This is a genomic window from Stenotrophomonas sp. YAU14A_MKIMI4_1 (assembly GCF_003086855.1).
Lineage (GTDB): Bacteria > Pseudomonadota > Gammaproteobacteria > Xanthomonadales > Xanthomonadaceae > Stenotrophomonas.
In genome coordinates this window covers 2,550,419-2,572,889 of sequence record NZ_CP025998.1, presented here as the reverse complement: position 1 = coordinate 2,572,889, position 22,471 = coordinate 2,550,419, and the positions used below count along the sequence as shown (strand labels likewise).

The following is a 22,471-nucleotide window of genomic DNA, read 5'->3' as shown; positions in this document are numbered from 1 at the left end:
GCGGCGCGAAGGCGGTGTGGCGTCGGCTTGCACGGTGCGCCCCTGCGATCCTGCCCACTGAATCCTTCAGCTGGGCAGGGCAGGGCATGTGCTTACGCTGCGCGCTGCAACGTCGCGTGCGGTGCGCCAGCGGCTGCGATCTTGAACGTCGCTGCGGCCTGGTCCAGCGCACTGGCCTGCTCGGCCATGGCGCGCGCCGATGCACTGGCTTCTTCCACCAGCGCGGCATTCTGCTGGGTGGCCTCGTCCATCTGCGCGATGGTCTGGTTCACCTGCTCGATGCCGGATGCCTGTTCGCTGCTGGCCTGGGCGATCTGCTGGATCAGCGTATCGGTCTGGGCGGCGGCGTCACGCAGCTGCTCGATGGCCTGTTCGGACTGGCGGGCGATGCCGATGCCGGCCTGCACGCTCTCGCCGGAGGTCTCGATCAGCGCCTTGATGTCCTTGGCCGACGCTGCCGCGCGCTGGGCCAGGGTACGCACCTCGCTGGCCACCACGGCGAAACCACGCCCCTGTTCCCCGGCGCGTGCCGCTTCCACGGCGGCATTCAGGGCCAGGATGTTGGTCTGGAAGGCGATGCCATCGATCAGGCCCACCATCTCGCCGATCCGCTGGGACGAGGCATCGATCTGCTGCATCACCTGCACCACATCCTGTACTGCGCGGGCGGTGCGCTGCACGGCATCACCGGCGCTGCGCGATGCGGCGTTGGCATGCTGGGCATGCTCGGCATTCTGGCGCACCGTCGACGTCAGCTCTTCCATTGACGCGGCGGTTTCCTCCAGGTTGGCCGCCTGGCTCTCGGTGCGGCGCGAAAGATCGGCATTGCCGGCGGCGATTTCGTCCGAGCCGCTGGCAATGGACGCTGCCGCCGTCTGGATGCGTTGCACGATGCCCGACAGGTTTTCAGCGGTGCGGTTGGTGTCGCGCTGCATGGCCGCGAACACACCCTGGTAGTCGCCCTGCAGGCGTCGGCTCAGGTCACCCTCGGCCATCGCGCCCAGCACCACCGACAAGGCCTTCAGGCTGCCATCGGCGGTTTCCATCAACTGGTTCAGATCCACGATCATGCGCTGGAAGTCGTGGCGATAGGCACCGGCATCGCCGCGCGCGCTGAAGTCGCCGGCCGCTGCCGCGCGGGCCAGGCGCTGGATGTCCTGGTTGATCGCATGCAGGCTGGCCTTGGCTGCATCCATCGATTCATGCAGCATCGCGCGGCTGCCGGGCAGGCGCCGGGCGTCGCGGCGCAGATCGCCCTGGGCGTATTCGTTCAGCACCTCGATCGCATCCACGATGGCGTCCAGGTGCTCGAACACCATGGTGTTCATGCCCTCGGCCAGCTCGCCATACACGCCCGGGAAGTCGGTCGGCATGCGATGGGTGATGTCCTCGGCGGCATGCTTGTCGATCATCTGCCGGGTCTGCTGGGAAAAGCGCTGCAGCAGCTGCACCATGCCATCGGTGGCGCGCAGCATCTGGCCCACCTCGTCCTGGCTGTCATCCTGGGCGCGCACGCTCAGGTCGCCACGGGTCACCGCATTGATCGAGGCCTGCACGCGTGCCAGTGGCACGGTCAGGCTGCGCGAGATCAGCCACGCGGCCAGGATGCCCAGCGCCAGGCTGGCCACGCCGAACAGGGTCAGCAGGCCGGTGGTGCGCGCGGCCAGTGACTGCATCTCCGCCGCAGCTTCCGCTACGAGCTTCTGCTGCAGATCGGCGAACTCGCTCAGTGCCGTGTTCCATTGCGCCGCCGCCGGCGCCACTTTGTCCAGCAGCAGGGTGTCGGCGGTCTCGAAATCGCCGGCACGCATGCGTGCGTCCAGCTCGGCCAATGCGGCCTGTGTGGCCTGCTGGTGCGCGGCCACCTTGTCACGCATGGTCTGTGCCAGCGGGCTGGTGGCTGGCCGCGCAGTGAAGTGCTGCCAGATCTGGTCGTAGCGCGCGGTCTGCGCCTGCACCATGGCCAGGTCGCGGTCCAGTGCCTGGCCGCGGCGCAGCAGCATATCGCGGCGCAGCAGCAACAGTTCCTTGTTGATGATCAGCATGTCGTACAGCTCGCCCATGCGGGTCACGCGTACGTTCACCGCGTTGTCGAACTGTTGCCGCTGTTTGTAGTTGCTGTGCAGGGCGATCGCAAGAATGGTGGCGATCATCAACAGCAGGATGGAAAAACCAGCGGTAAGGCGGGTGCCTACCTTGAAGCGGCGCAGTGTGTTCAATTTGTGAAGTCCGGTAGTCGTCGTAAGCCCGACTGCCGGGCGTGTCTGCACAGGAGAGAGTCCCGGCAGGCAGTAAGAGGGTAGCGGCGCTGCAAGCCGAAGCTTTAGCGCAATGGTTCGGTTTTTTTTCGAAGGCGCCTGCGCATCAAGCAATGCAGAGCACGAACACCGCCGACAGCGCGACCATCAGCACGAACACGCGTCGGCTCAGGGCCAGGCAAGCGAGGCCTGCGGCCAATGCCCATGCACCGAGCAGGACACAGGCCAGCAGCCACAGGCCCATGCCCATCAGCGAGCCGGACACTACGCCCGACAGCGCCAGCGCCTTGAACAGGCCCACGCCCAGCACGCTGCCCAACAGCCCTGCCTGCAGGGCGACGGCATCATGGCGGGCAGGGGAGGGGCGGTGCTGCATGGCTGCACTCTGCCGCAAGCCACATCCACGCCATGTGTTTTTCAAGGGGTCGGATCCCTTTCCAGCGGAAAGGACTCTGCTTTTCAAGGGGTCGGATCCCTTTCCACAGGAAAGGGCTCTGACCCCAATCCCGTAGCTCACGCATCGTCATCCAGCGCATCGCCATCCCAATCGGGCAGCGCGCTGTCGGCACGCAGCGCATCGGGGTTCACCGGCTCCAGCAGGGTGTAATCATCGCGTTGCGGGTCGCGGATACCCAGGCCGACATAGGCAGCCTCCAGCACGGCGGTATGCGCCTGTCGTCGCAGTTGCGCCGGGGTGGTCAGCTCGCCACGCAGCCAGGCCGCCGCGGCCGCGGGTTCCACAAACACCGGCCCATCGGCAGACAGCGGTGCCGGGATCGACGGATTGCCATCGGTCAGGATCGAAAACGTGTCGCGCATGTCGCCGGCCTCGTCCTGCCAGTGTTCCCACAGCCCCGCCGCCAGCAGGGCCAGGCCATCCTGGCGCTGCACGAACATGGGCCAGGGCTGTCGTCGTTGCCGGTCCCATTTGAAATAGCCCGTCATCGGCACGATGCAGCGCCGCTTGCTCCAGGCATCGGCAAAGATGCGGCTGCGCGGGGCGCGCTCCAGCCGGGCCGTGACGGTGGTGTAGGGCGTGGACCGTTGTTTCGACCAGCGCGGCACCAGGCCCCACTGCATTTCCGCAACGACTGTCGTGGTCGCGTCATCGGCGGCGCCGGCCGCCCAGACCCAGGCGTGGCCGTCCTTGCCAATGTTGTAGTGCGCATCTCCCGTTGCCAGTGCTGCGGCCACGTCACCGGGCAGGGCAGCAGGGAAGCTGTCCGCGTCCACGAAGGCCTGCACGAAACGTCGCATGACCGCTCCGTCGCTGCCTCAGCGCGGCGGATGTGCCTGCAGCACGTCGCGTCCTCGCGGGGTCAGGTCGATGTCACCGTCCTCGGCCTGTACGGCAAGGCCTGCGGCGACCGCCCAGGTTGCGGCGTCGCTGTCTACCTGTTCCGCATCGGCAATGGCCTGCAGGATCCGTCGCTGTGCGCCGGTCAGTGACGCGTCCATGTTCATACGCCGAGCACGCGCGGCTGCCAGTCGGCCACGCGTGCATTGCTCACGGCCTGATGGCAGCCGCAGTCTTCACAGCGGAACAGGGTGCCGCCCGGCAGGTGCAGTAGATTGCCTTCGGTGGACGAGGTCGTGGCTTCGCAATGGTTGCACGTCACCGTCAGCGACGTGATGCGTTCGACCCCGCCGGCCATGTTGAAGACGGCCTCGAAGGCGCGAATGGCGAAATGACCGGTGTCCGACATGAGGGGAAGGGGGGCAGGGGAAGGTGCATTCATCGTCACACTTTCACCTGTGATGACCCCGTCAGCCCGATGCGGTGGCGAGATCAAATCCAGCTGCTGGACACAGCCCTGCCAGCGGCAAGGGCTGTGTCCAGGGCCTCAGGCGGCCTTGCGGCGGCGGTCCACCATTACCGATACGCACCACAGCAGCAGGCCGCCGATGGCGGTCGCCGCGCCCACGTAACCGGTGGTGGCCGGGCTGAAGCCGGCGCTGATGGCCATGCCGCCCAGCCACGGGCCCAGTGCATTGGCCGTGTTGAACGCAGCGTGGTTGGACGCGGCGGCCAGGGTCTGCGCTTCGCCGGCCACGTCCATCAGGCGGGTCTGCAGCACGGCCGCCAGTGCGCCCATGGTGCCCACCGTCACGATCATCGGGCCGATGGACCACACCGACTGCGCTGCAACCGGGTACAGCAGCAGCATTACGATCGACCAGGCCAGCACCACGGCGGCGGCCTTGAAGTGGAACTTGTCCACCAGCCAGCCGCCGGCAATATTGCCGATGATCGCGCCGATGCCGAACACGCCTACCGCCAGCGGCATCCACGATTCGGCCACGCCGGTCACCTGCACCAGCGTCGGGGCCAGATAGGTGAACACACAGAACATGCCGGCAAAGCCGACCGCACCGATCGCCAGTGCCAGCCACACCTGGGTGGTGTTGAAGGCGCGCAGTTCACGCATGGGCGAGGTGCGCACCTCGTCCGGATCGGGCAGCAGGAAGCGGGCAATCATCACCACGGTGGCGATGGCCAGCAGGCTGACCAGGGCGAAGGCGGTGCGCCAGCTCACCTGCTGGCCCAGCCAGGTGGTCAGCGGGTTGCCGATCAGGATGGCAATCGACAGGCCCAACAGCACCCGCGACATGGCCTGGCCGCGCTGGCCGGCCGGGCTGATTGCCGCAGCCACCAGCATGGCCACGCCGAAGTAGGCGCCGTGCGGCAGGCCGGCGACGAAGCGGGCGACCAGCATGGTGGTGTAGTTGGGCGCCAGGGCGCTGGCCAGGTTGCCCACGGCGTAGAAGCCCATCAGCGCCAGCAGCAGCTTGCGCCGCGGGAAGCTGGCGCCGACGAAGGCCAGGATCGGGGCGCCGACCACCACGCCGATGGCGTAGGCACTGATCAGGTGGCCCACCTGGGTTTCGCTGATGGACAGGCCGCGGCTGATTTCCAGCATCAGGCCCATGCTGGCGAACTCACTGGTGCCGATGGCAAAGCCGCCCAGCGATAGGGCGATGATGATCAGGGTGCGCTGGCGCGGCGTCAGCCGTGCGGCCAGGGAGGAATTGGGGCTCATGCGGGCGCGCGATGGGGCAGGGGAACGGGCCATTGTACTGCTGCGCTGCAGCAGACGGCAGCGGCGTTCAGGAAAATCAGTGTTCGGCCGGTGGCGCGCCTAGACGGCCGTCGGCCCCAGCTGCGCCCGTGCGGCGCGATACTTCCCGCGCAGGGGCTCGGCGGTGGCCGCATCCAGGGCCGACAGCCGCGTTTCGTCGGCATTGTCGGCAATATCGGCCAGCTTCACTTTCAGGGCCAGCGGGTTGGCCGCGATGCCTGCATAGTAATGAGCGGTGTCGGCGCTGTGGTTGCGGCTCAGCAGCTGCACCGCGTGCTGGATCGCCGGCGGGAAGTCCTGCACCTGGGCGGCGAAGCCCGGGCAGTCCTCCAGCACGTCGTGCAGCCAGGCCACCACTTCGGCGTCGTCATCGCCGCGTACCCGTTCCGCGACGCGGGCCACATGCCCGATGTAGGGCGCACCGGCCTTGTCGATCTGCCCGGCGTGGGCGTCGGCAGCCAGTGCGCGGGCGCGTGCAATCCAATCCATGGTGGTCTCCGAAGCGCAGACGTGTATTGTCAGGGGTGGCACCCGCGCGTTGCCAGCCCTGATCGGAGCGACGCACGGGCCCGTCGTGGGAACGACATGTGAACGCCGTCACGGAGTGAAGCAATGCAGCAGTACACACACCAACTTGAACTGCGCGGGCGCTACCGATTGGTAGCGGTGACCCACGCGCCGGTGTACGCTCCCGGCGATGTGATCGGGCATGCGGTCATCGCCGATGACGGGGAGCGTCTGTCCGATCTGATGTCGCTGGCCGAGGCGCGGCACTACCTGGAAGGGCTGCTGCGGGAAGAGGGCATCGAGCCCGGGCTGGAGGATGAAAACCACCTGCGGAAGAAGGCGTCACGCTGGCGCCGCCGCTAGTTCGTCGCGCCCTTGGGCGCATCATGGAGGATTCGGGTGTTGCCCAGTAAGAAGTATCTGCTCATCGCCATCGCCACCCTGGCGACCCTGGTGCTCGGGTTTGCGCTGTCCGGTTATCTGACCCTGCTGTTGCTCGGCCTGGATACCAAGCTCTTCACCTGGAACACCTACTACCAGTATTTCAATGCCCTGGGCCAGCCGCAGGTCGCCCCGTTCGTGGGCAAGATCAAGTGGGCCGGCTACCTGGGCTTCGGCGTGCCGCTGCTGCTGCTGGCGGTGATCGCACTGGTGGCGCTGCTGAAGAAGGACAAGCGCTCGCTGCACGGCGATGCCCGCTTTGCCACCAGCGCCGACCTGGCCAAGCACGGCATGTTCAAGAAGACCGGGCAGAGCATTGTGGTCGGCAGCCACGGCGGCAAGCTGGTGCGCCTGGATGGCCAGCAGTTCGTGATCCTGGCCGCGCCCACCCGTTCGGGCAAGGGCGTGGGCGTGGTCATTCCGAACCTGCTGGAATACGGCGAATCGCTGGTGGTGCTGGACATCAAGCAGGAAAACTTCGACCTGACCAGTGGCTGGCGCGCCAGCCAGGGCCAGGAAATCTACCTGTTCAATCCCTTCGCCGAAGACCGCCGCACGCACCGCTGGAACCCGCTCAGCTATGTGTCCGACGATCCGGCCTTCCGTGTCTCGGACCTGATGAGCATCGCCGCCATGCTGTACCCCGATGGCGCCGAGGACCAGAAGTTCTGGGTCAGCCAGGCCCGCAATGCCTTCATCGCCTTCACCCTGTACCTGTTCGAGAACTGGGACGACGAGCGCGCCAGCGGCTTCCCCGGCGGCATGGGCACGCCCACGCTGGGTTCGGTCTACCGCCTGTCCTCCGGTGACGGCACCGATCTGAAGAAGTTCCTGAAGGGCCTGTCCGAGCGGCCGTTCCTGAGCAGCAACGCGCGCTCGGCGTTCGCCAACATGCTGTCCCAGGCCGATGAGACCTTCGCCTCGATCCTGGGCACCTTCAAGGAGCCGCTGAACGCCTGGATCAATCCGGTGCTGGACAAGGCCACCAGCACCAACGACTTCCTGCTCACCGACGTGCGCAAGAAGAAGATGACCATCTATATCGGCATCCAGCCCAACAAGCTGGCCGAGAGCCGCCTGATCATCAACCTGTTCTTCAGCCAGCTGATCAACCTCAACACCAAGGAACTGCCCAAGTCCAACCCGGACCTGAAGTACCAGTGCCTGCTGCTGATGGACGAATTCACATCGATCGGCAAGGTGGACATCATCGCCTCGGCCGTGTCCTACATGGCCGGCTACAACGTGCGCCTGCTGCCCATCATCCAGAGCATGTCCCAGCTCGATGCCACCTATGGCCGGGAAACCTCGCGCACCATCATCACCAACCACGCGCTGCAGATCCTGTACGCGCCGCGCGAACAGCAGGACGCCAACGACTACTCGGACATGCTGGGCTACACGACCATCCGCAAGAAGAACGTGACCCATGCCCGTGAGAAGACCCACAGCTACAGCGAAGAGCGGCGTGCGCTGATGCTGCCGCAGGAACTGAAGGCGATGGGGCCGGACCAGGAGGTATTCCTGTACGAAGGCATCCCGCATCCGGTGAAGTGCGACAAGATCCGCTATTACAAGGATCGCTATTTCACGTCGCGTCTACTTCCGAAAGTTGACGCGCCGGTGCTCGATATTTGAGTTGTCGAGTGCTGAATGTGACGCATGCACGAATTCAGGGATGTGAATTAGTGAAGCGCGTCAAAAAAACACCATACGTTGATGGAATTCAGACTTGTCTGACATGGAATTGACGTGCGGTTGTGCGACTCTATGCACGGCTTGGGAATCCTCGTGATTCAGCTTGCTTTCAGAGTGGCCAGGAGTTTCAGCCATTGGAACAGGGATGGTTCCGACGTTGGTGAGGGCGCATGAGCGCGGCTTGGAAGAGCCGTGGTCTGCGACCTGGTTGGCAGCTTTCGGGCTGCAGGGGAACCGTGACAGTTGTGCCCTGTTAAGTGCGCTTACTGTGACGTTTCTGGCGTGCGCCATGCAGCGCCGGACGACCAGGGGACCAACATCGGGACTGCTTTTTCGTACGTCAAAGTGAAGCCCGTATGAATCAGGCGTTTATCGTGAAAATGTCCATCGCCGCAGCCGCGGCGTTGATGGTGGCCGGTTGCGCCACCAAGCCCGCACCCGATTTCGGCGGACGCTGGAAGCCGGTGAACCGGTTTGCCACGGCCCCGACCGAAATCCCGCTCTATACCAGCTACGTGTACCAGGCGTCGCCGATGGACGGCACGCTGAAGGCGATGCTTGAGCGTTGGGCCAAGGATTCCGGCCGCACCCTGGATTATCGCCTCAGCTCGGATTTCACCCTGTATGGCGCGGTGTCGGACATCGACACCACCAACGCACAGCAGGCCGTGATCGACCTCACGGCAGCCTATGCGGCACAAGGTGTTTCCGTCTCCATCGTGGGCAACCAGATTGTCGTGCAGAACGCCGGATCGACGCCCACTGCGGCGGTTCCGGCGGCTGACGCCAACAGCGGCAGCTGAGCCCCACCGAAATCATCGAACGTGCCGCACCCCGCGCCCGCCGCAGGGGCGTCACGCCCATTGATGTTTCAGCAGTACGGAAGAATCCATGTTCCGCAAGAAGGATGCAGGCAACAGCCAGAAGGTCGAGCAGTCGGTCGCCAAGGCGGTCAGCTACGAGATCACCGTGGCCGACATGGCACGACGCAGCGAGCGCCGCGCCTGGTGGGTGGCCACCGGTTCGTTGCTGATGTCGCTGGCGCTGGCGGGCGGCTACTACTACATGCTGCCGCTGAAAGAGAAGGTGCCGTTCCTGGTGATGGCCGATGCCTACACCGGCACGGCCACGGTGGCGCGGCTGACGGGCACCTTCCAGGGCGAGACCATTACGTCCAACGAAGCGGTCAACCGCAGCAACGTGGCCCAATACGTGCTGGCACGTGAGTCGTTCGACTCGGCGGTCATGGGCCTGCGCGATTGGGAACTGGTGTTCGTGATGTCCAACGGACCGGTGGCGCAGAGCATGAAGCAGCGCTATGCGGGTAACAATCCGCAGAATCCGTTCCTCATGTATGGCCGCGAAAAGGCCATCCGCATCAAGATCCTCAGCATCACCCCGCTCATGCAGCAGGCCAATGGCAGCTTCCGTGGTGCCTCCGTGCGTATCCAGCGCAGTCTGCTGGACAAGCGTACGGGCGCCACCAGTTACCTGGATAACCAGCTGGTGACGATGCGCTTCGAGTACAACCAGAATCTGGCGCTGTCCGAGCAGGATCGTGTGCTGAACCCGCTGGCCTTCCAGGTCACCGAGTACCGGGTCGACAACGACTACGCACGCGGCGTCCCGGTGCCTGACGACAGTGCCATGCAGGCGCAGGCGCAGCAGGCCGCCCAACAGGCGCAGGGCATCTACGACCCGAACAATCCCGCGGCAGCCACCATGATCGACCCGGCCACCGGGCAGCCGCTGGCCGCGCCGGCCAACGGCCAGGTGCCGCCAATGCAGGGCCAGCCAATGCAGGGCCAGCCAGTGCAGGGTGCGCCGCAGATGCAGGGGCAGCCGATGCAGGGTGTGCCCCAGATGCAGGGGCAGCCCATGCAGGGACAGCAGGCCCCCGCGCCCGCCTACCCGGGCCAGCAGCCCATGCAGGCGCAGCCGCAGGCACAACCGATGCAGGGCGGCCGATGAAACGTGTAACGAACCATTCCACCGGAAATGCTGATGGAGCAAGCAACCGATGAGTAGTCGAAAAGTCAGGGGGGGCGCATTGGCGCTGCTGTCGTTGCTGTCGCTGGTGTTTTCCACCGCGGCGATGGCGCAGGCAGTAGACCATTACGAGTATGAAAAGGATCGCATCTACCCGGTTCGCACCGGCCTGGGCCTGACCACCCAGATCGAACTGAGCCCGAACGAAAAGATCCTCGACTACAGCACCGGCTTCAGCAATGGCTGGGAGCTGACCCGTCGCGAGAACGTGTTCTACATCAAGCCGAAGAACGTGGACGTGGACACCAACATGATGGTGCGCACCGAAACCCATTCGTACATCTTCGAACTGAAGGTGGTGGCTACCGACTGGCGCCAGCTGGAGCAGGCACGCAGGGCGGGTGTGCAGTACAAGATTGCCTTCAGCTATCCCAGCGATACCGAATTTGGCGTGGCCCAGTCGGCAGTGGAGGAGGAGGCCCAGCCGCTGCTGAGCACGGAGCTGGCCAAGGATCGCCAGTACAACTTCAACTATTCGTACTCGACCAGTCGGGCGAAGAAGATGGGCTGGCTGATTCCGGTCAATGCCTACGACGACGGTCGTTTCACTTACCTGAAACTGCCGAACTCGCCGGAATACAAGACCGGCATCTTCCCGGCCGTGTTTGGCCGTGAGAAGGAATACGGTGAAGACTTCGTGGTCAATACCACCGTTGAGGGCAATACGCTGATCGTGCACGGGACCTACCCGTACCTGGTCATCCGCCACGGCGATTACGTCGTCGGTCTGCGAAGGAACGTGAAGAAATGAGCCAGCAGAACACTCCCGGAAACGATCCGAACACCGGACGCGAAGAGGGCCAGAGCCCGTACGGCTCGGTGTCCGGCAGCGCGTCGGAAAACCCGTCCAATCCCTACTTCGGTGGTAATACCCAGAACGCCTCGCCGGACCTGGATGCGGGTGCGCCACAGCTGCGCTCGGCCGAAGAGCAGCGGCTGAATCGCAAGGCGCTGTTGTTCCTCGGCGGCATTGTGGTGCTGCTGGTGGCGATGGGCTTCCTGCTGTTCCGCAAGGGCAGCGACGACGCCGATACGAAGAGCAAGCCCCGTGAGGTGGCACGCGTCTCCACGCCAGACCTGCCTAATGTCGCGCCGGCTGCACCGCAGGCCGCCCCGGCCCAGGTCGCCGAGCCGATTCCGATGCTTCCGGACAGGCCGCGCGACGAGGGTCCGCAGCTGGTGCCGATCACCGCTCGCCCTGAGCCGATGCAGCCGCGCGGTCCGACGCTTCTGGAGCGCCGCATTGCCGGTGCTGATGACGCAGCGGTCGGCGCTGGTAATCGCCCGGGTGGCCCGCAGTCGCAGCGTTCGGCCATCGACGAACAGACCCGACAGGCATTGCTGGCCAACATGATGCCCAACCAGCAGGGGCCGCAGAAGGTGCGTCGTGGCCCCGACGTGGAAGACATATCTTCTGCAACCTACATCCACAGTCCGGATGCCTTGCTGGTGCGCGGTACCTACCTGCGCTGTGTGCTGGAAACCCGCATCATCACCGACCTGGCCGGCTACACCTCGTGCCTGCTGACTGAGCCGGTGTACTCCATCAATGGTCGCAGCCTGCTGCTGCCGAAGGGTTCGAAGATCTACGGTTCCTATGGTGGCGGTCCGGCTGGCAAGCGTGTGGAAGTGATCTGGGATCGCGTCACCACGCCGAACGGCATCGACGTGGCCATGTCCAGCCCGGGCATCGACGGTCTGGGTGGGGCGGGTCATCCGGGGCAGTACAGCGCGCACTGGGGCAGCCGAATCGCGTCCGCGCTGATGATCAGCCTGATCTCCGACGTGTTCAAGTACGCCGCTGCCGAACACGGCCCGGAGTCGACCACGGTGGCCAGCAACGGGTTCGCCGTGCAGTCGCCGTATGAGAGCGCGACCGCCCGCACCATGGAGCGCCTGGCCAACGAAGCGCTCAGCGAAGGTCGTCGCCCGCCGACGGTCACCATCAACCAGGGCACCGTTGTGAATGTCTACGTCGCAAAAGACGTTGATTTCACCAACGTGCTCAACCCGCGCCGGTAATTCATAGAACGATCATGGACGCCGAAGTGTCTCCCATCGCCCTTGTTTCCAGCGAATTCCTGCGCTATCAGTACGAAGTGCTGGGCATCGCGGAGTACATGAGCTCGCCCGACGTGACGGAAATCTGCATCAACCGTCCGGGCGAGTTGTACCTGGAAACCCGGGCAGGGTGGCAGCGCGTGGACGTGCCGGGCCTGACCTTCGAGCGGGCCCGGCAGTTCTGCACCGCGGTGGTGAACGAGAGCAACACCGGCCAGCGCATCACCGATGCCGATCCGGTGGTCTCGCTCACGTTCCCCACCGGGCAGCGTGCGCAGTTCGTGATCCCGCCTGCGTGCGATGCCGGCAAGGTGTCCATCACCATCCGTCTGCCGTCCAAGCACACCAAGTCGCTCACCCAGTATCACGAAGACGGGTTCTTCAACCAGATCCTGGAGCAGGACGGCAGCCTGAGCGAGCAGGACCGCGAGCTGCTGGAGCTGCGGCATTCGCGCGAATACGCCGAGTTCTTCCGGCGTGCGGTGATGTATCGCAAGAACATCGTGGTGTCCGGCGCCACCGGTAGTGGCAAGACCACCTTCATGAAGGCACTGGTCAACCACATTCCAGACAGCGAACGCCTGGTCACCATCGAGGACGCACGCGAGCTGTTCCTGACCCAGCCCAACGTGGTTCACCTGCTGTACTCCAAGGGCGGGCAGAGTGCCAGCAACGTCACCGCCAAGAGCTGCATGGAAGCCTGCCTGCGCATGAAGCCCGAGCGCATCATCCTGGCCGAGCTGCGTGGCGATGAAGCGTTCTACTTCATCCGTAACTGCGCGTCCGGTCACCCCGGTTCCATCACTAGCTGCCATGCCGGCAGCCCGGAGCAGACCTGGGACCAGCTGGCGCTGATGGTGAAGGCCTCCACGGAGGGCTCTGGCCTGGAATTCGAGGTCATCAAGCGTCTGCTGATGATGACCATCGACATCGTGGTGCATATCAAGGCGCATGCCGGTTCGCGTTACATCACCGGCATTGATTTCAATCCTGGGCGCGCCCAGGGGCAGGAGGGTTGAACGATGTTGCCAGGCCTGGAAATGATGGCATGCCCGGAAATGGCCGTGTCCATGGACGTCATGCAGCACGTCATCAACGTGGAATCCTCGCGCAACCCCTTCGCCATCGGCGTGGTGGGCGGCGCGCTGGTGCGCCAGCCCAAGGCGCTGGATGAAGCGCTGGCCACCGTGCGCATGCTGGAAGAGAAGGGTTACAACTTCTCGGTCGGCCTGGCCCAGGTGAACCGCTACAACCTGGCCAAGTACGGCCTGGATTCGTACGAAAAAGCCTTCCAGCAGTGCGCCAACCTGCAGGCGGGCTCGCGCATCCTGGCCGAATGCTACAAGCGTTCCGGCCAGGACTGGGGCAAGTCGTTCAGCTGCTACTACTCGGGTAATTTCACCACCGGCTTCCGCCATGGCTACGTGCAGAAGATCTACGATTCGATGCGCCGTGGGCAGCAGGTGGCCAGCAATGGCGCACTGCCGATCGATGTGGTCAGCCGCGGCGAGCGTCGTACGGTGAAGGTTGAACACCATCCGCAGACCCTGTCGCCGGTGCAGTCGCGCATCGTCGCCCAGGCCGACGCGCCGGTGTACGTGCCGTCCAACGATCCGGCCCGTGCCTACACGGTCTACCCGTCGGCGGGCGCGATGGCGCGCAGCAGTGCGTTGAACCTTGCCGATCAGGCGCTGTCGCGCGTGGTGCTGGGCTCGGTGGACCGCATGATGCAGCCGCAACAGGCTGCGGCACAGGGTGCGCAGGGGCAGGCTTATCCGCAGCAGCTGCCGCAGGCAGCCGGCGCCCCCGGTCCGCAGGCAATGCCGCAACAGCTGCCGGGAATGGCGGCCTCTGGCGAGCAGCCGGTCATGCTGCGCCCCTGGGGCGAGCGCGAACAGCCGACCGCCGCCCAGGAAAACGTCTATAACGCGCCGGCCCAGCAGCTGCCGGTGCAACAGATTCCCGCAGGGGATGCGGCCTTCGTGTTCTGACGAAGTCGTGGTGCGGCCAGTCCCCCGGCTGGTCGATTCAGTTCTGTTAGTCCATCAACAAGGAAATCAATCCATGAAGCGATCCAATATTGACCTCGTCCAGGCGCAGCGCACGCTGAAGTCGCTGCTGATGGCCACCCTTTTCGTCGGCGCCGTGTTCGCGCCGCAGGTGTTCGCCGGCGGTCCCGACTACGGCGGCACCGACACCAAGGTCTGTGGCTTCTTCGACAACATCAACGGCCTGCTGAACATGGCCTCGATCGCGGTGGTCACCATCGCCGTCATCTTTGCCGGTTACCAGATCGCCTTCGCTCACAAGCGCATCTCTGAAGTGGCGCCTATCCTGATCGGTGGCGTTCTGATCGGCGCTGCCAGCCAGATCGCGCGCATGCTGCTGGGTGACGGCAGCGATGGCAACTGCTCCAACTCGGGCGGCGGCACCACCTTCCTGATCCAGAACGCCATCCAGTACTACAGTGCATAAGAACGTACTGTTTCGGGGTTGCACGCGCCCGGCCATGTTTCTGGGCGTGCCCTACCTGCCTTTCTTCATGGTGGCGGGCGGGTTGCTGTTGCTGAGCGTCTACACCAATTTCTGGTTCCTGCTCACCATACCGGTGGCCATTTTCATCATGCGGCAGATGGCCAAGCGTGACGAGATGATCTTCCGGCTGCTGGGCCTGCGGCTGCTGTTCAAGCTGCGCGCCCGCAATGTGCAGGAACACGATGGGATGTGGGTGTTCAACCCGAATCACTACCGCACCAAGCCGGCCCCCAAGGATTGAGGGCCACATGCACCGGCCGGCCGACAGGCTGGCCGGTGCAGCTTCAAACCACTTCTGCAGTACCCCTTTGGAAGCCGTCGCATGTTCAGTCCAGACACCTCCATCAGCGAATTCATTCCGTTGTCATCACATGTGGCACCGAACGTGGTGAAGACCACGGGCGGCGACTATCTCATGACCTGGCATCTGGAAGGCTTGCCGTTCGTGGGCCGTGAGGAATGGGAGCTCGAGCATCGGCACAACACCTTCAACCGGCTGCTGCAGACCCTGCGCGCGCCGGATTTCGTCAACGTCGCCTTCTGGGTGCATGACATCCGTCGCCGTCGCACGCTGAAGGGCAAGAGCGAGTACAAGCAGCGGTTCAACCAGGACGTGTCCGATCAGTACATGGGCATGCTGTCGTCGCAGCGCATCATGCAGAACGAACTGTATCTGACCATGATCTTCAGGCCGGTCGTGGCCGGAAAGCGCTTCGTCGAAAAGTCCGCCAACATCGAAAAGCTGCGCGCCGAGCAGGAGCAGGCGGTCGAGAAGCTGCTGGAACTGGCGGGCAACGTTGAAGCGGTGATCCGCGACTACGCGCCTTACCGCTTGGGCATGTACGAAGCCAAGAACGGCGTGGTGTTCTCGGAAACGCTGGAGCTGTTTGGTTACCTCATCAACCGCATTGATGAGCCGGTGCCGGTGTTGTCGGCTCCCGTGAAGGACTACCTGCCGGTCAGCCGGCACATGTTCTCGGCCAAGACCGGTGACTTCGTCATCAATACGCCCAATGGCGTCAATCACTTCGGCGCCATCCTGAACATCAAGGAGTATGCCGAGGGAACCTACCCGGGCATCCTCAACGGTCTGAAGTATCTGGACTACGAATACGTCATCACCCACTCCTTCAGCCCGATGGGGCGCCAGGATGCTCTGAAGGTGCTGGACCGCACCAAGGGCATGATGATCTCGTCCGGTGACAAGGCGGTCAGTCAGATCGTGGAGCTGGACCAGGCCATGGATCAGCTCTCCTCAGGCAATTTCGTGCTGGGCGAGTACCACTTCATGATGACGGTCTACGGCGACAGCCAGGCCAAGCTCTCGCAGAACGTGGCCACCACCCGCGCCGAGCTGTCCAACGCTGGGTTCGTATCGACCAAGGAAGACCTGGCCGTCACCTCGTCGTTCTACTCGCAGCTGCCGGGCAACTGGCGCTATCGCACGCGGCTGGCCAACGTCAGCTCGCTGAACTTCCTGGGCCTGTCGCCGTTGCACAACTTCGCCACCGGCAAGCAGCACAACAACCCGTGGGGCGACTGCGTCACCACGCTGCAGACCACCAACGGCCAGCCGTACTACTTCAACTTCCACGCCACCCATCCCTCCGAGAATTCGCTGGGTGAAAAGGCCATCGCCAACACCATGGTGATCGGTAAGTCCGGTACCGGTAAGACCGCGCTGATCAATTTCCTGCTCAGCCAGGTGCAGAAGTACGACCCGTCGCCGACGATCTTCTTCTTCGACAAGGACCGCGGCGCAGAGATCTTCGTGCGTGCCTGTGGCGGCAACTACCTGGCCCTGGAGAACGGCGCGCCGACCGGCTTCAATCCGTTCCAGTGCGAAAACAGCGAAGCCAACGTGCAGTTCCTGGCCGACCTGATCAAGGTGCTGGCCGGCAAGCGCGAATACAGCGCCCGCGAAGAGGAAGACATCTACCGCGCGGTGGAAAGCATGCTGGACACGCCCATGCACCTGCGCAGCATGACCAACTTCCAGAAGAGCCTGCCCAACATGGGCGACGACGGTCTGTACGCGCGCATGCGCCGCTGGACCTCGGGCAACTCGCTGGGCTGGGTGTTCGACAACCCCGTTGATACCGTGGACCTGAGCAAGGCCAACATCATTGGCTTTGACTACACCGACATCATCGACAACCCCGAAGTGCGCGTGCCGGTCATCAACTACCTGCTGCACCGACTGGAATCGCTGATCGACGGTCGTCCGCTGATCTACGTGATGGACGAATTCTGGAAGATCCTGGACGGCGAGGGTGGCCTGAAGGAGTTCGCCAAGAACAAGCAGAAGACCATCCGTAAGCAGAATGGGCTGGGCATCTTCGCCACGCAGAGCCCGGAAGACGCGCTGAAGAGCGACATCTCCGCTGCCCTGATCGAACAGACCGCCACGCTGATCCTGCTGCCGAACCCGAACGCCAGCAAGAGCGACTACATGGACGGCCTGAAGCTGACCGAGGCCGAGTTCCGTGTCGTCACCGCGCTGGATGAGCGCTCACGCTGTTTCCTGGTCAAGCAGGGCCACGCTTCCAGCGTGTGCCAGCTCAACCTGCGCGGCATGGACGACATCCTGTCGGTGATCTCTGCATCCACCGACAACATCGACGTCATGCACCGTGTGCTGCAGAGCGCTGCCGTGCGTGCCCGCGTAACGGTCGATGAGCTGACGCCGGAGCAGTGGCTGGAAGATTTCTACAAGAACCGGAAGGGCTCTGGAAAGCCCGCATCCAACAATAAGGAGGTTGCAGCATGACTGTCGCAACGGACGTGAACGCAGCAAGCCCCTTGATTACGATGGAGAAGAACATGGAAACCGCACCTCGCGCTCTCAAGAAGAAGTCCCTGTCCTCCCGCATCCGTACCTCGCTGATGGGTGCAAGCCTGACGGCGATGCTGGCGGCGCCTGTCCAGGCCTACACGCTTCCGGTAGTCGAGATCGGCATGCAGCTGTTCAACGGCACGATGACCGAGGTCAATACCCTGACCAGTCAGGCTGAGGCCTTTATCGAGTACGGCGAGCAGTACAAGCGCTTCTATGACACAACGCAGAACTGGCTGCAGAAGCTGGCCCAGTTCCAGCAGATCATCGCCGCTCCGAACATGCCCTCGGGCATCACGTTGACGCCTGTTCCGGATGACTGGAATGTTTCCGAACGCTGTGGCTTGGGCGTGATCGGTGGGATCGGTGATCTGCTTTCGGCGATGAAGCTCAATCCCAAGGGTGATATCGCACAGCAGCAGAAGGAGATCTGCGCGGCGATCCAGCTCATCCAGAACAAGAAATACAACGAAACCATCAGTGTCGTCCAGGATACGCTTCCGGAGATTCGCGGCGTCCTTGACAAGATCAAGAGCATTCGCGAGCTGACGTCCAAGGAAGGCGGAATGACGGAAACCATGACCAATGCCCAACTGTCCGACTCGTACATGCAGGCGGACTTCACCGCATGGGAAACGCGCATCAAGATGTATGACCGGCAGATCTCGGCCCTGGAGCGCCAACAGGAGTTCCTGACTGAGCGCGCGCTCAAGGGGACACGATCGCCGTTGGGAACCGTCGTCAAGACCGCTGCACTCAAGGCGGCGTTGTCCCTCTAATGCAGACGCCGGTTGGCCAATGCTGCGTTCTTTAATCAGGTGATGTCATGAGTCTAGGGATGGTCGGTGGTGCATTTGGCTTGAATGCACTGGATATGTTGCAGAACCTTCACGTGACGTCGTCCATTGGCGACTTCATGTTCTTCAGGCTGATCCTCGACTACCTGCATAAGGAGATCGCTGAGTTTGGCGTTGATCTGCTGGGACGCGTGATGAAGTGGGTCGGCGCCATGGCGCTGACATTGATGACTCTGTGGGTTCTCATTCAGGGCTATCGCATAGCCACCGGCCAGAGCCGGGATTCCATGATGGTGCTTGTAACCAACATGGCCAAGGCAGCGCTTATCGTATCGGTCGCCACGACGATGGCCATGTTTGGTAGCAATCTTCACAGCTTCCTCAACAAGGACGTAAAGAACGAAATCACTCATGTGATTACGGGTGAGGACGAATCGCCGGAAGACCTCATTGACCGGAACCTTGGCTACATGCAGCTTGCACTGGCGTCTGTGGATACGCTGGACGTCGTGGGTGATGTCACTCTGGACAATGCGAAAACGCGGACCATGTGGTTTATCGGCATGGGTACCGGTGGTCCTGCCGTGACTGCAGGCTCGATGTTGCTGCTCTACGAAGTAGCGCTGGCCCTCTTCATTGGCCTCGGTCCGCTGTTCATCTTGTGCCTGCTATTTGAACAGACCAAGCAGCTGTTCCAGAAATGGTTGCTGTATGGCATAGGCACGATGTTCTCAATGGCGGTACTTGCCGCAATGACGGCCATTGCAATGAAGATGGTTGCCAAGGTTGCCTTCGCGTTTTGGGGGAGCACGCTAGCCGGTGCCCTGATGGGCGAGAATTTCACCGAGGGCATGTCCAGCATGGCGCTGCAGCAGGGCGGCATGGGGCTTATTCTCACGACGCTGATCCTGACTGCGCCCCCAATGGCGGCGATGTTCTTCCAGGGCACCCTGGGTAGCTTCATGGCATATTCGCAGATAGGCGGGAGTGCCGTACCTGCATCGCCGGGCCCGAATGGGCAGCCGCCGGGTTCGCATGGGTCAGGTAGCGGCGGGACTGCAATCGCGCCCACTCCCATTGCGCACGATACCGGGCAGAGAATGAACGATTCCAGCGGGCAGCGTTCCGGTTTCGGTAGTGACTCAACTACTGGCACGGGGCAGCGAGGTGTCGCTAACAACGATAGGGGGTGAGGTCTGCTATGTCACATCGTTTGATCTGTTTTGCACTGGTAATGTTTGGGTTCTTTGCCGCTCCAGTGGTGCGGGCGGAAGGCGGATGCCCTCCGGGGATGTATCCCATTGGCGGACAGGGCGTGAGAGGCTGTGCGCCGATCCCTGGTGCACAGCAGCCTTCAGGGACGAGTGCGTCTCCTTCCGCGCCGGCGTCCGAGCGACTGACAGGAGAATGGGTCAAGACGTGGGGAGCTCTGGCCGGTGCAATTGAGGGAAAGGAGGGCGGCGCTGCAGTCGGTGCGTTCAGCGAACGCACAGCGCGGAGCAGGGCGATTGAGAACTGTGAGAAGAGGGCTGGCGGTCCATGCAAGGTTGAGTTCGTCTATCAGAATCAGTGCGTGGCGGCAGTTGTTTCAGAACTGGCTTCAACTGGAACAAACTACGTCAGCGCTGCGACCGTAAAGGAAGCGACTCAGTCTGCCCTGCAGAACTGCCGAAACAAAGGAGGATCTCAATGCAGATCGATTTATTCGGCTTGTAGTGAGCCTTTCTTCAAGCGCTATTGATGGTGGTCCCGCTCGTTCGGGGGCAGGCTGGCGCGCGTGACATTAGTAATGCCGGCGGTTAGCTCAGTTTCGTGTTCCCATGGCGGAATTTGTACTTGATCAACTCCGCGGGGCGCGAACAAACGTGCGAGGTGATGTCGGTAGGATCGATTCCGGAGGGCATGTGGGAACGCGTTTCAGTTTGAATCTGTTGGTGGCCCTCATGACGTTGTCCTCAGTGGCTCTTGCCGAGGGCAATTGTCCGGCCGGGTTCTATCCCATCGGGGGGCAGGGTGTCCAAGGCTGCGCACCGATCCCCGGCCGAGCAGTGCCGCAGGCGCAGAGCCAGCCTCGCGCAACCCCTGGCGTGTGGGAAGATCGCTGGGGGGCCATCGCAGATGACAGCGCTGATCGCCTCGGCGCGACGCTGGTGACAGGTGTCGTACGGTCCCGCGGGTCCGAAGCAGAGGCCAAACGCATGGCTTTGGCAGAGTGCGTTCGGTTGGGGGGCATGGACTGTGCTGTGCGAATGACCTATTACAATCAGTGTGTCGCAATTGCGGACCCGATGAACGTGAAGGGAGGCTCGCCGGTGGGTCAGGCGGTAATCGCGCGCGCGCCGTCTGAAGCGAAGGCCCGTGCCAACGCGGTTTCCAGTTGTTCGCGATTGAGGAATGGACAGGTTTGTGAGATTGCCTACTCCGCATGCAGTTTCGCGGAGTTCCGCGCTTACTGACTGCATGTTCGGCTCGTTCCGGCACCACAGCCGTGAAGGGGGGGCGCGTGTTGCGCGTGTCCGCCGCCCTGATCTGCCTGAGCATGTACGGCATGAATCCAGTTCAGGCTGAGGGTGACTGTCCATCCGGCATGTATCCCACAGGAGGAGAGGGCGTACGGGGTTGTGCGCCTTTCCAGGTGGATCTTCGGGTAGTAGCGGCCAGACTGAAGTCCCCGCCAACTCTCCGACCGGGCATTGGATAGAAACGTTGGGATCCATATCGGAGTCCACTACTTCAGATGATGCTGGTGTGTCTGATGGTAAGCGAACGAAGGCTCAGGCCGAGGCGGCGGCTGCTGCGCGGTGTGCGAGCGTAGGTGCCAAGAACCGTAAGATCACCATGAGCTACTACATTCAGTGCGTCTCTTGGGTGATTCCTCGTGGGCGCAGTGGGCAGGGCGCTTAGGGAACAGGGCGGGGGGGCGACGCCAGAAGATGGTCGATTTTCAGCGCAGGCGCACTGAAAGAACGACGGTCCGGGTCCCTGTGAGCAGATCTACGCGAATTGCACCACGCCGATTTCCAAGGCACGCTGGGCAGCTTCATGGCATATTCCCAGATAGGCGGCAGCCCGGTGCCTGTATCGCAAGGCCCGAACGGTCAGCCTCCGGGCTCCAGCGGTGGGCAGGGTTATAGGCCTGAAGCGCCGGCCAATAGTGGTGCTCGACCAGGTTTTGGTGGTGAGGGCTTAGCTCCTCGAATTCACGCAGGTACTGATTTGCAGCAGGGGCAGTCGGGCATGCGTGGAAACGCAAACACTAACACCGCATGACTTCGGCTTGCTGATTGAAAATCCCCAAGGTGATTGAGATGAAGTGGATGTTGGCCGTGGTGACGTGTATTGGCTCAATGTTCCTTGGAAGCGTCGGCACTGCGTCTGCAGAGGGCGGAAGCTGTCCTCCTGGCTACTACCCTATCGGTGGGCAGGGGGTTCAGGGTTGCGCTCCTATTCCTGGCGGGGCCTCGGGTGGGGCGTCTCAGTCTGAGGTCCCAGCCAATTCACCGACTGGTCGATGGATAAAGACGTGGGGATCCATATCTGAGTCCACTACTTCAGATGATGCTGGCGTGTCCGATGGTAAGCGGACGAAGGCTGAGGCCGAGGCGGCTGCTATTGCGCGGTGTGCGAGTGCAGGTGCCAAGAACTGTAAGATCACCATGAGCTACTACAATCAGTGCGTCTCTTGGTTGATTCCTCGTTGGCGCAGCGGGCAGGGCGCTTCGGGGATAGGTGGGGGGCCGACGCCAGAAGATGCTCGATTCTCAGCGCAGGCGCACTGCAAGAACGACGGCCCGGGTCCCTGTGAGGAGATTTACGCGAACTGCACGAAGCCAATTTTTGAAGAGTTTTGATGTCGCCTTGATAAGCATAAGCATTTCGCGCTTGAGTTGGCCGAAGACGGATTGATATCCACTCGATGCACGCTCAGTGCTGATGAACCCGCTTTGGGCGAGCGAGTAGCTGGTTGACCGTAGGTCCTTCATTGGCATTGGATCACGCTGGAGCTTCTGGGCTACCCTCTGGATACAGCTGTTCTGTTCGGGGCAGGACCGGTATCGCAAATCAGACCAAGAGGCTGCACGTTGATTTGCCTGATCCTGGAGTGCCTTGTAAAGGTGTATCGCGAGCGTGTGTGTGCTTTGTTGTCCCATGTCGCCACGGCAGCGCGCATGACAACTACGATTGCCGCTCGGTCGACAGGAGCGCAGC

Annotated in this window: 22 protein-coding genes; 15 read left to right on the top strand and 7 right to left on the bottom strand. The window is 62.8% G+C overall.

The genetic code is table 11. The features are described from left to right. Positions 1-92 precede the first annotated feature (92 nt). The 7 genes from C1931_RS11870 to C1931_RS11840 all read right to left on the bottom strand — a co-directional run bounded on the left by C1931_RS11870 (position 93) and on the right by C1931_RS11840 (position 5,827). Complete coding sequence (locus C1931_RS11870; protein WP_108756494.1) at positions 93-2,219, bottom strand: methyl-accepting chemotaxis protein; 2,127 nt, start codon at positions 2,217-2,219, stop codon at positions 93-95. Between the two features lie 145 nt (positions 2,220-2,364). Further along, the gene (locus C1931_RS11865; protein WP_108756493.1) at positions 2,365-2,634 is read right to left on the bottom strand and encodes a hypothetical protein; all 270 of its coding nucleotides are present in this window, start codon (positions 2,632-2,634) and stop codon (positions 2,365-2,367) included. A 137-nt stretch (positions 2,635-2,771) separates the two neighbouring features. Further along, positions 2,772-3,515 (bottom strand): SOS response-associated peptidase family protein, encoded by a 744-nt coding sequence (locus tag C1931_RS11860; protein ID WP_108756492.1) that lies wholly within the window; start codon positions 3,513-3,515, stop codon positions 2,772-2,774. 18 nt (positions 3,516-3,533) lie between these two features. Then, entirely contained in the window at positions 3,534-3,722 is a 189-nt protein-coding gene (locus tag C1931_RS11855) for a hypothetical protein (protein ID WP_108756491.1), read from the bottom strand. Then, a complete protein-coding gene (locus C1931_RS11850) occupies positions 3,719-3,997 on the bottom strand; it encodes a hypothetical protein (RefSeq protein ID WP_234412116.1) in 279 nt (92 codons plus the stop codon). Before C1931_RS11850 ends, C1931_RS11855 begins: the two co-directional genes overlap by 4 nt. A 105-nt stretch (positions 3,998-4,102) precedes the next feature. Next, positions 4,103-5,299 (bottom strand): MFS transporter, encoded by a 1,197-nt coding sequence (locus C1931_RS11845; RefSeq protein ID WP_108756489.1) that lies wholly within the window; start codon positions 5,297-5,299, stop codon positions 4,103-4,105. 99 nt (positions 5,300-5,398) lie between these two features. Then, on the bottom strand, positions 5,399-5,827 hold the full coding sequence (locus tag C1931_RS11840; RefSeq protein WP_108756488.1) for an HD domain-containing protein: 429 nt from the start codon (positions 5,825-5,827) through the stop codon (positions 5,399-5,401). A gap of 123 nt (positions 5,828-5,950) precedes the next feature. Here C1931_RS11840 and C1931_RS11835 point away from each other — a divergent pair, with 123 nt between their 5' ends. The 15 genes from C1931_RS11835 to C1931_RS11750 all read left to right on the top strand — a co-directional run bounded on the left by C1931_RS11835 (position 5,951) and on the right by C1931_RS11750 (position 22,113). Further along, positions 5,951-6,208: a hypothetical protein gene (locus C1931_RS11835; protein WP_108753406.1), complete on the top strand. Its 258-nt coding sequence runs from the start codon at positions 5,951-5,953 to the stop codon at positions 6,206-6,208. Between the two features lie 36 nt (positions 6,209-6,244). Beyond that, a complete protein-coding gene (locus C1931_RS11830) occupies positions 6,245-7,924 on the top strand; it encodes a type IV secretory system conjugative DNA transfer family protein (RefSeq protein WP_108756487.1) in 1,680 nt (559 codons plus the stop codon). A 416-nt stretch (positions 7,925-8,340) separates the two neighbouring features. Next, positions 8,341-8,787, top strand: a complete 447-nt coding sequence (locus C1931_RS11825; RefSeq protein ID WP_108749944.1) for a hypothetical protein — start codon at positions 8,341-8,343, stop codon at positions 8,785-8,787. 88 nt (positions 8,788-8,875) lie between these two features. Next, complete coding sequence (locus C1931_RS11820; protein WP_108756486.1) at positions 8,876-9,955, top strand: type IV secretion system protein; 1,080 nt, start codon at positions 8,876-8,878, stop codon at positions 9,953-9,955. Between the two features lie 49 nt (positions 9,956-10,004). After that, positions 10,005-10,784, top strand: coding sequence for a TrbG/VirB9 family P-type conjugative transfer protein (locus C1931_RS11815; RefSeq protein ID WP_108756485.1), 780 nt, complete (start codon positions 10,005-10,007; stop codon positions 10,782-10,784). Continuing rightward, on the top strand, positions 10,781-12,055 hold the full coding sequence (locus C1931_RS11810) for a TrbI/VirB10 family protein (protein ID WP_108756484.1): 1,275 nt from the start codon (positions 10,781-10,783) through the stop codon (positions 12,053-12,055). Before C1931_RS11815 ends, C1931_RS11810 begins: the two co-directional genes overlap by 4 nt. A 14-nt stretch (positions 12,056-12,069) precedes the next feature. Continuing rightward, positions 12,070-13,113, top strand: a complete 1,044-nt coding sequence (gene virB11, locus C1931_RS11805; protein ID WP_108756483.1) for a P-type DNA transfer ATPase VirB11 — start codon at positions 12,070-12,072, stop codon at positions 13,111-13,113. A gap of 3 nt (positions 13,114-13,116) precedes the next feature. After that, the gene (locus C1931_RS11800; RefSeq protein WP_108756482.1) at positions 13,117-14,085 is read left to right on the top strand and encodes a lytic transglycosylase domain-containing protein; all 969 of its coding nucleotides are present in this window, start codon (positions 13,117-13,119) and stop codon (positions 14,083-14,085) included. Between the two features lie 73 nt (positions 14,086-14,158). After that, positions 14,159-14,569, top strand: coding sequence for a TrbC/VirB2 family protein (locus C1931_RS11795; RefSeq protein ID WP_108756481.1), 411 nt, complete (start codon positions 14,159-14,161; stop codon positions 14,567-14,569). Then, positions 14,562-14,870, top strand: coding sequence for a VirB3 family type IV secretion system protein (locus C1931_RS11790; protein WP_108756480.1), 309 nt, complete (start codon positions 14,562-14,564; stop codon positions 14,868-14,870). Before C1931_RS11795 ends, C1931_RS11790 begins: the two co-directional genes overlap by 8 nt. Before the next feature lie 81 nt (positions 14,871-14,951). After that, positions 14,952-17,399, top strand: coding sequence for a VirB4 family type IV secretion/conjugal transfer ATPase (locus C1931_RS11785; RefSeq protein ID WP_108756479.1), 2,448 nt, complete (start codon positions 14,952-14,954; stop codon positions 17,397-17,399). Beyond that, positions 17,396-18,244 carry a hypothetical protein gene (locus C1931_RS11780; protein WP_108756478.1) on the top strand — a complete coding sequence of 283 codons (849 nt, stop codon included), beginning with the start codon at positions 17,396-17,398 and terminating at the stop codon, positions 18,242-18,244. The genes C1931_RS11785 and C1931_RS11780 overlap by 4 nt, the downstream gene beginning before the upstream one ends. 95 nt (positions 18,245-18,339) lie before the next feature. Beyond that, positions 18,340-19,455, top strand: a complete 1,116-nt coding sequence (locus tag C1931_RS11775) for a type IV secretion system protein (protein WP_108756477.1) — start codon at positions 18,340-18,342, stop codon at positions 19,453-19,455. A 1,555-nt stretch (positions 19,456-21,010) separates the two neighbouring features. Next, positions 21,011-21,166 carry a hypothetical protein gene (locus C1931_RS20530; protein WP_234412655.1) on the top strand — a complete coding sequence of 52 codons (156 nt, stop codon included), beginning with the start codon at positions 21,011-21,013 and terminating at the stop codon, positions 21,164-21,166. 404 nt (positions 21,167-21,570) lie between these two features. After that, positions 21,571-22,113, top strand: a complete 543-nt coding sequence (locus C1931_RS11750; RefSeq protein ID WP_108757745.1) for a DUF4189 domain-containing protein — start codon at positions 21,571-21,573, stop codon at positions 22,111-22,113. The last annotated feature ends 358 nt before the right edge of the window (positions 22,114-22,471 follow it).

What these genes read in the sequence shown, in the direction of transcription:
- C1931_RS11865 (WP_108756493.1), bottom strand. Translation starts at nt 2,634, where the DNA reads ATGCAGCACCGCCCCTCCCCTGCCCGCCATGATGCCGTCGCCCTGCAG.
- C1931_RS11860 (WP_108756492.1), bottom strand. Translation starts at nt 3,515, where the DNA reads ATGCGACGTTTCGTGCAGGCCTTCGTGGACGCGGACAGCTTCCCTGCT.
- C1931_RS11855 (WP_108756491.1), bottom strand. Translation starts at nt 3,722, where the DNA reads ATGAACATGGACGCGTCACTGACCGGCGCACAGCGACGGATCCTGCAG.
- C1931_RS11850 (WP_234412116.1), bottom strand. Translation starts at nt 3,997, where the DNA reads ATGAATGCACCTTCCCCTGCCCCCCTTCCCCTCATGTCGGACACCGGT.
- C1931_RS11845 (WP_108756489.1), bottom strand. Translation starts at nt 5,299, where the DNA reads ATGAGCCCCAATTCCTCCCTGGCCGCACGGCTGACGCCGCGCCAGCGC.
- C1931_RS11840 (WP_108756488.1), bottom strand. Translation starts at nt 5,827, where the DNA reads ATGGATTGGATTGCACGCGCCCGCGCACTGGCTGCCGACGCCCACGCC.
- C1931_RS11835 (WP_108753406.1), top strand. Translation starts at nt 5,951, where the DNA reads ATGCAGCAGTACACACACCAACTTGAACTGCGCGGGCGCTACCGATTG.
- C1931_RS11825 (WP_108749944.1), top strand. Translation starts at nt 8,341, where the DNA reads ATGAATCAGGCGTTTATCGTGAAAATGTCCATCGCCGCAGCCGCGGCG.
- C1931_RS11820 (WP_108756486.1), top strand. Translation starts at nt 8,876, where the DNA reads ATGTTCCGCAAGAAGGATGCAGGCAACAGCCAGAAGGTCGAGCAGTCG.
- C1931_RS11815 (WP_108756485.1), top strand. Translation starts at nt 10,005, where the DNA reads ATGAGTAGTCGAAAAGTCAGGGGGGGCGCATTGGCGCTGCTGTCGTTG.
- C1931_RS11810 (WP_108756484.1), top strand. Translation starts at nt 10,781, where the DNA reads ATGAGCCAGCAGAACACTCCCGGAAACGATCCGAACACCGGACGCGAA.
- virB11 (WP_108756483.1), top strand. Translation starts at nt 12,070, where the DNA reads ATGGACGCCGAAGTGTCTCCCATCGCCCTTGTTTCCAGCGAATTCCTG.
- C1931_RS11800 (WP_108756482.1), top strand. Translation starts at nt 13,117, where the DNA reads ATGTTGCCAGGCCTGGAAATGATGGCATGCCCGGAAATGGCCGTGTCC.
- C1931_RS11795 (WP_108756481.1), top strand. Translation starts at nt 14,159, where the DNA reads ATGAAGCGATCCAATATTGACCTCGTCCAGGCGCAGCGCACGCTGAAG.
- C1931_RS11785 (WP_108756479.1), top strand. Translation starts at nt 14,952, where the DNA reads ATGTTCAGTCCAGACACCTCCATCAGCGAATTCATTCCGTTGTCATCA.
- C1931_RS11780 (WP_108756478.1), top strand. Translation starts at nt 17,396, where the DNA reads ATGACTGTCGCAACGGACGTGAACGCAGCAAGCCCCTTGATTACGATG.
- C1931_RS11775 (WP_108756477.1), top strand. Translation starts at nt 18,340, where the DNA reads ATGTTGCAGAACCTTCACGTGACGTCGTCCATTGGCGACTTCATGTTC.
- C1931_RS11750 (WP_108757745.1), top strand. Translation starts at nt 21,571, where the DNA reads ATGAAGTGGATGTTGGCCGTGGTGACGTGTATTGGCTCAATGTTCCTT.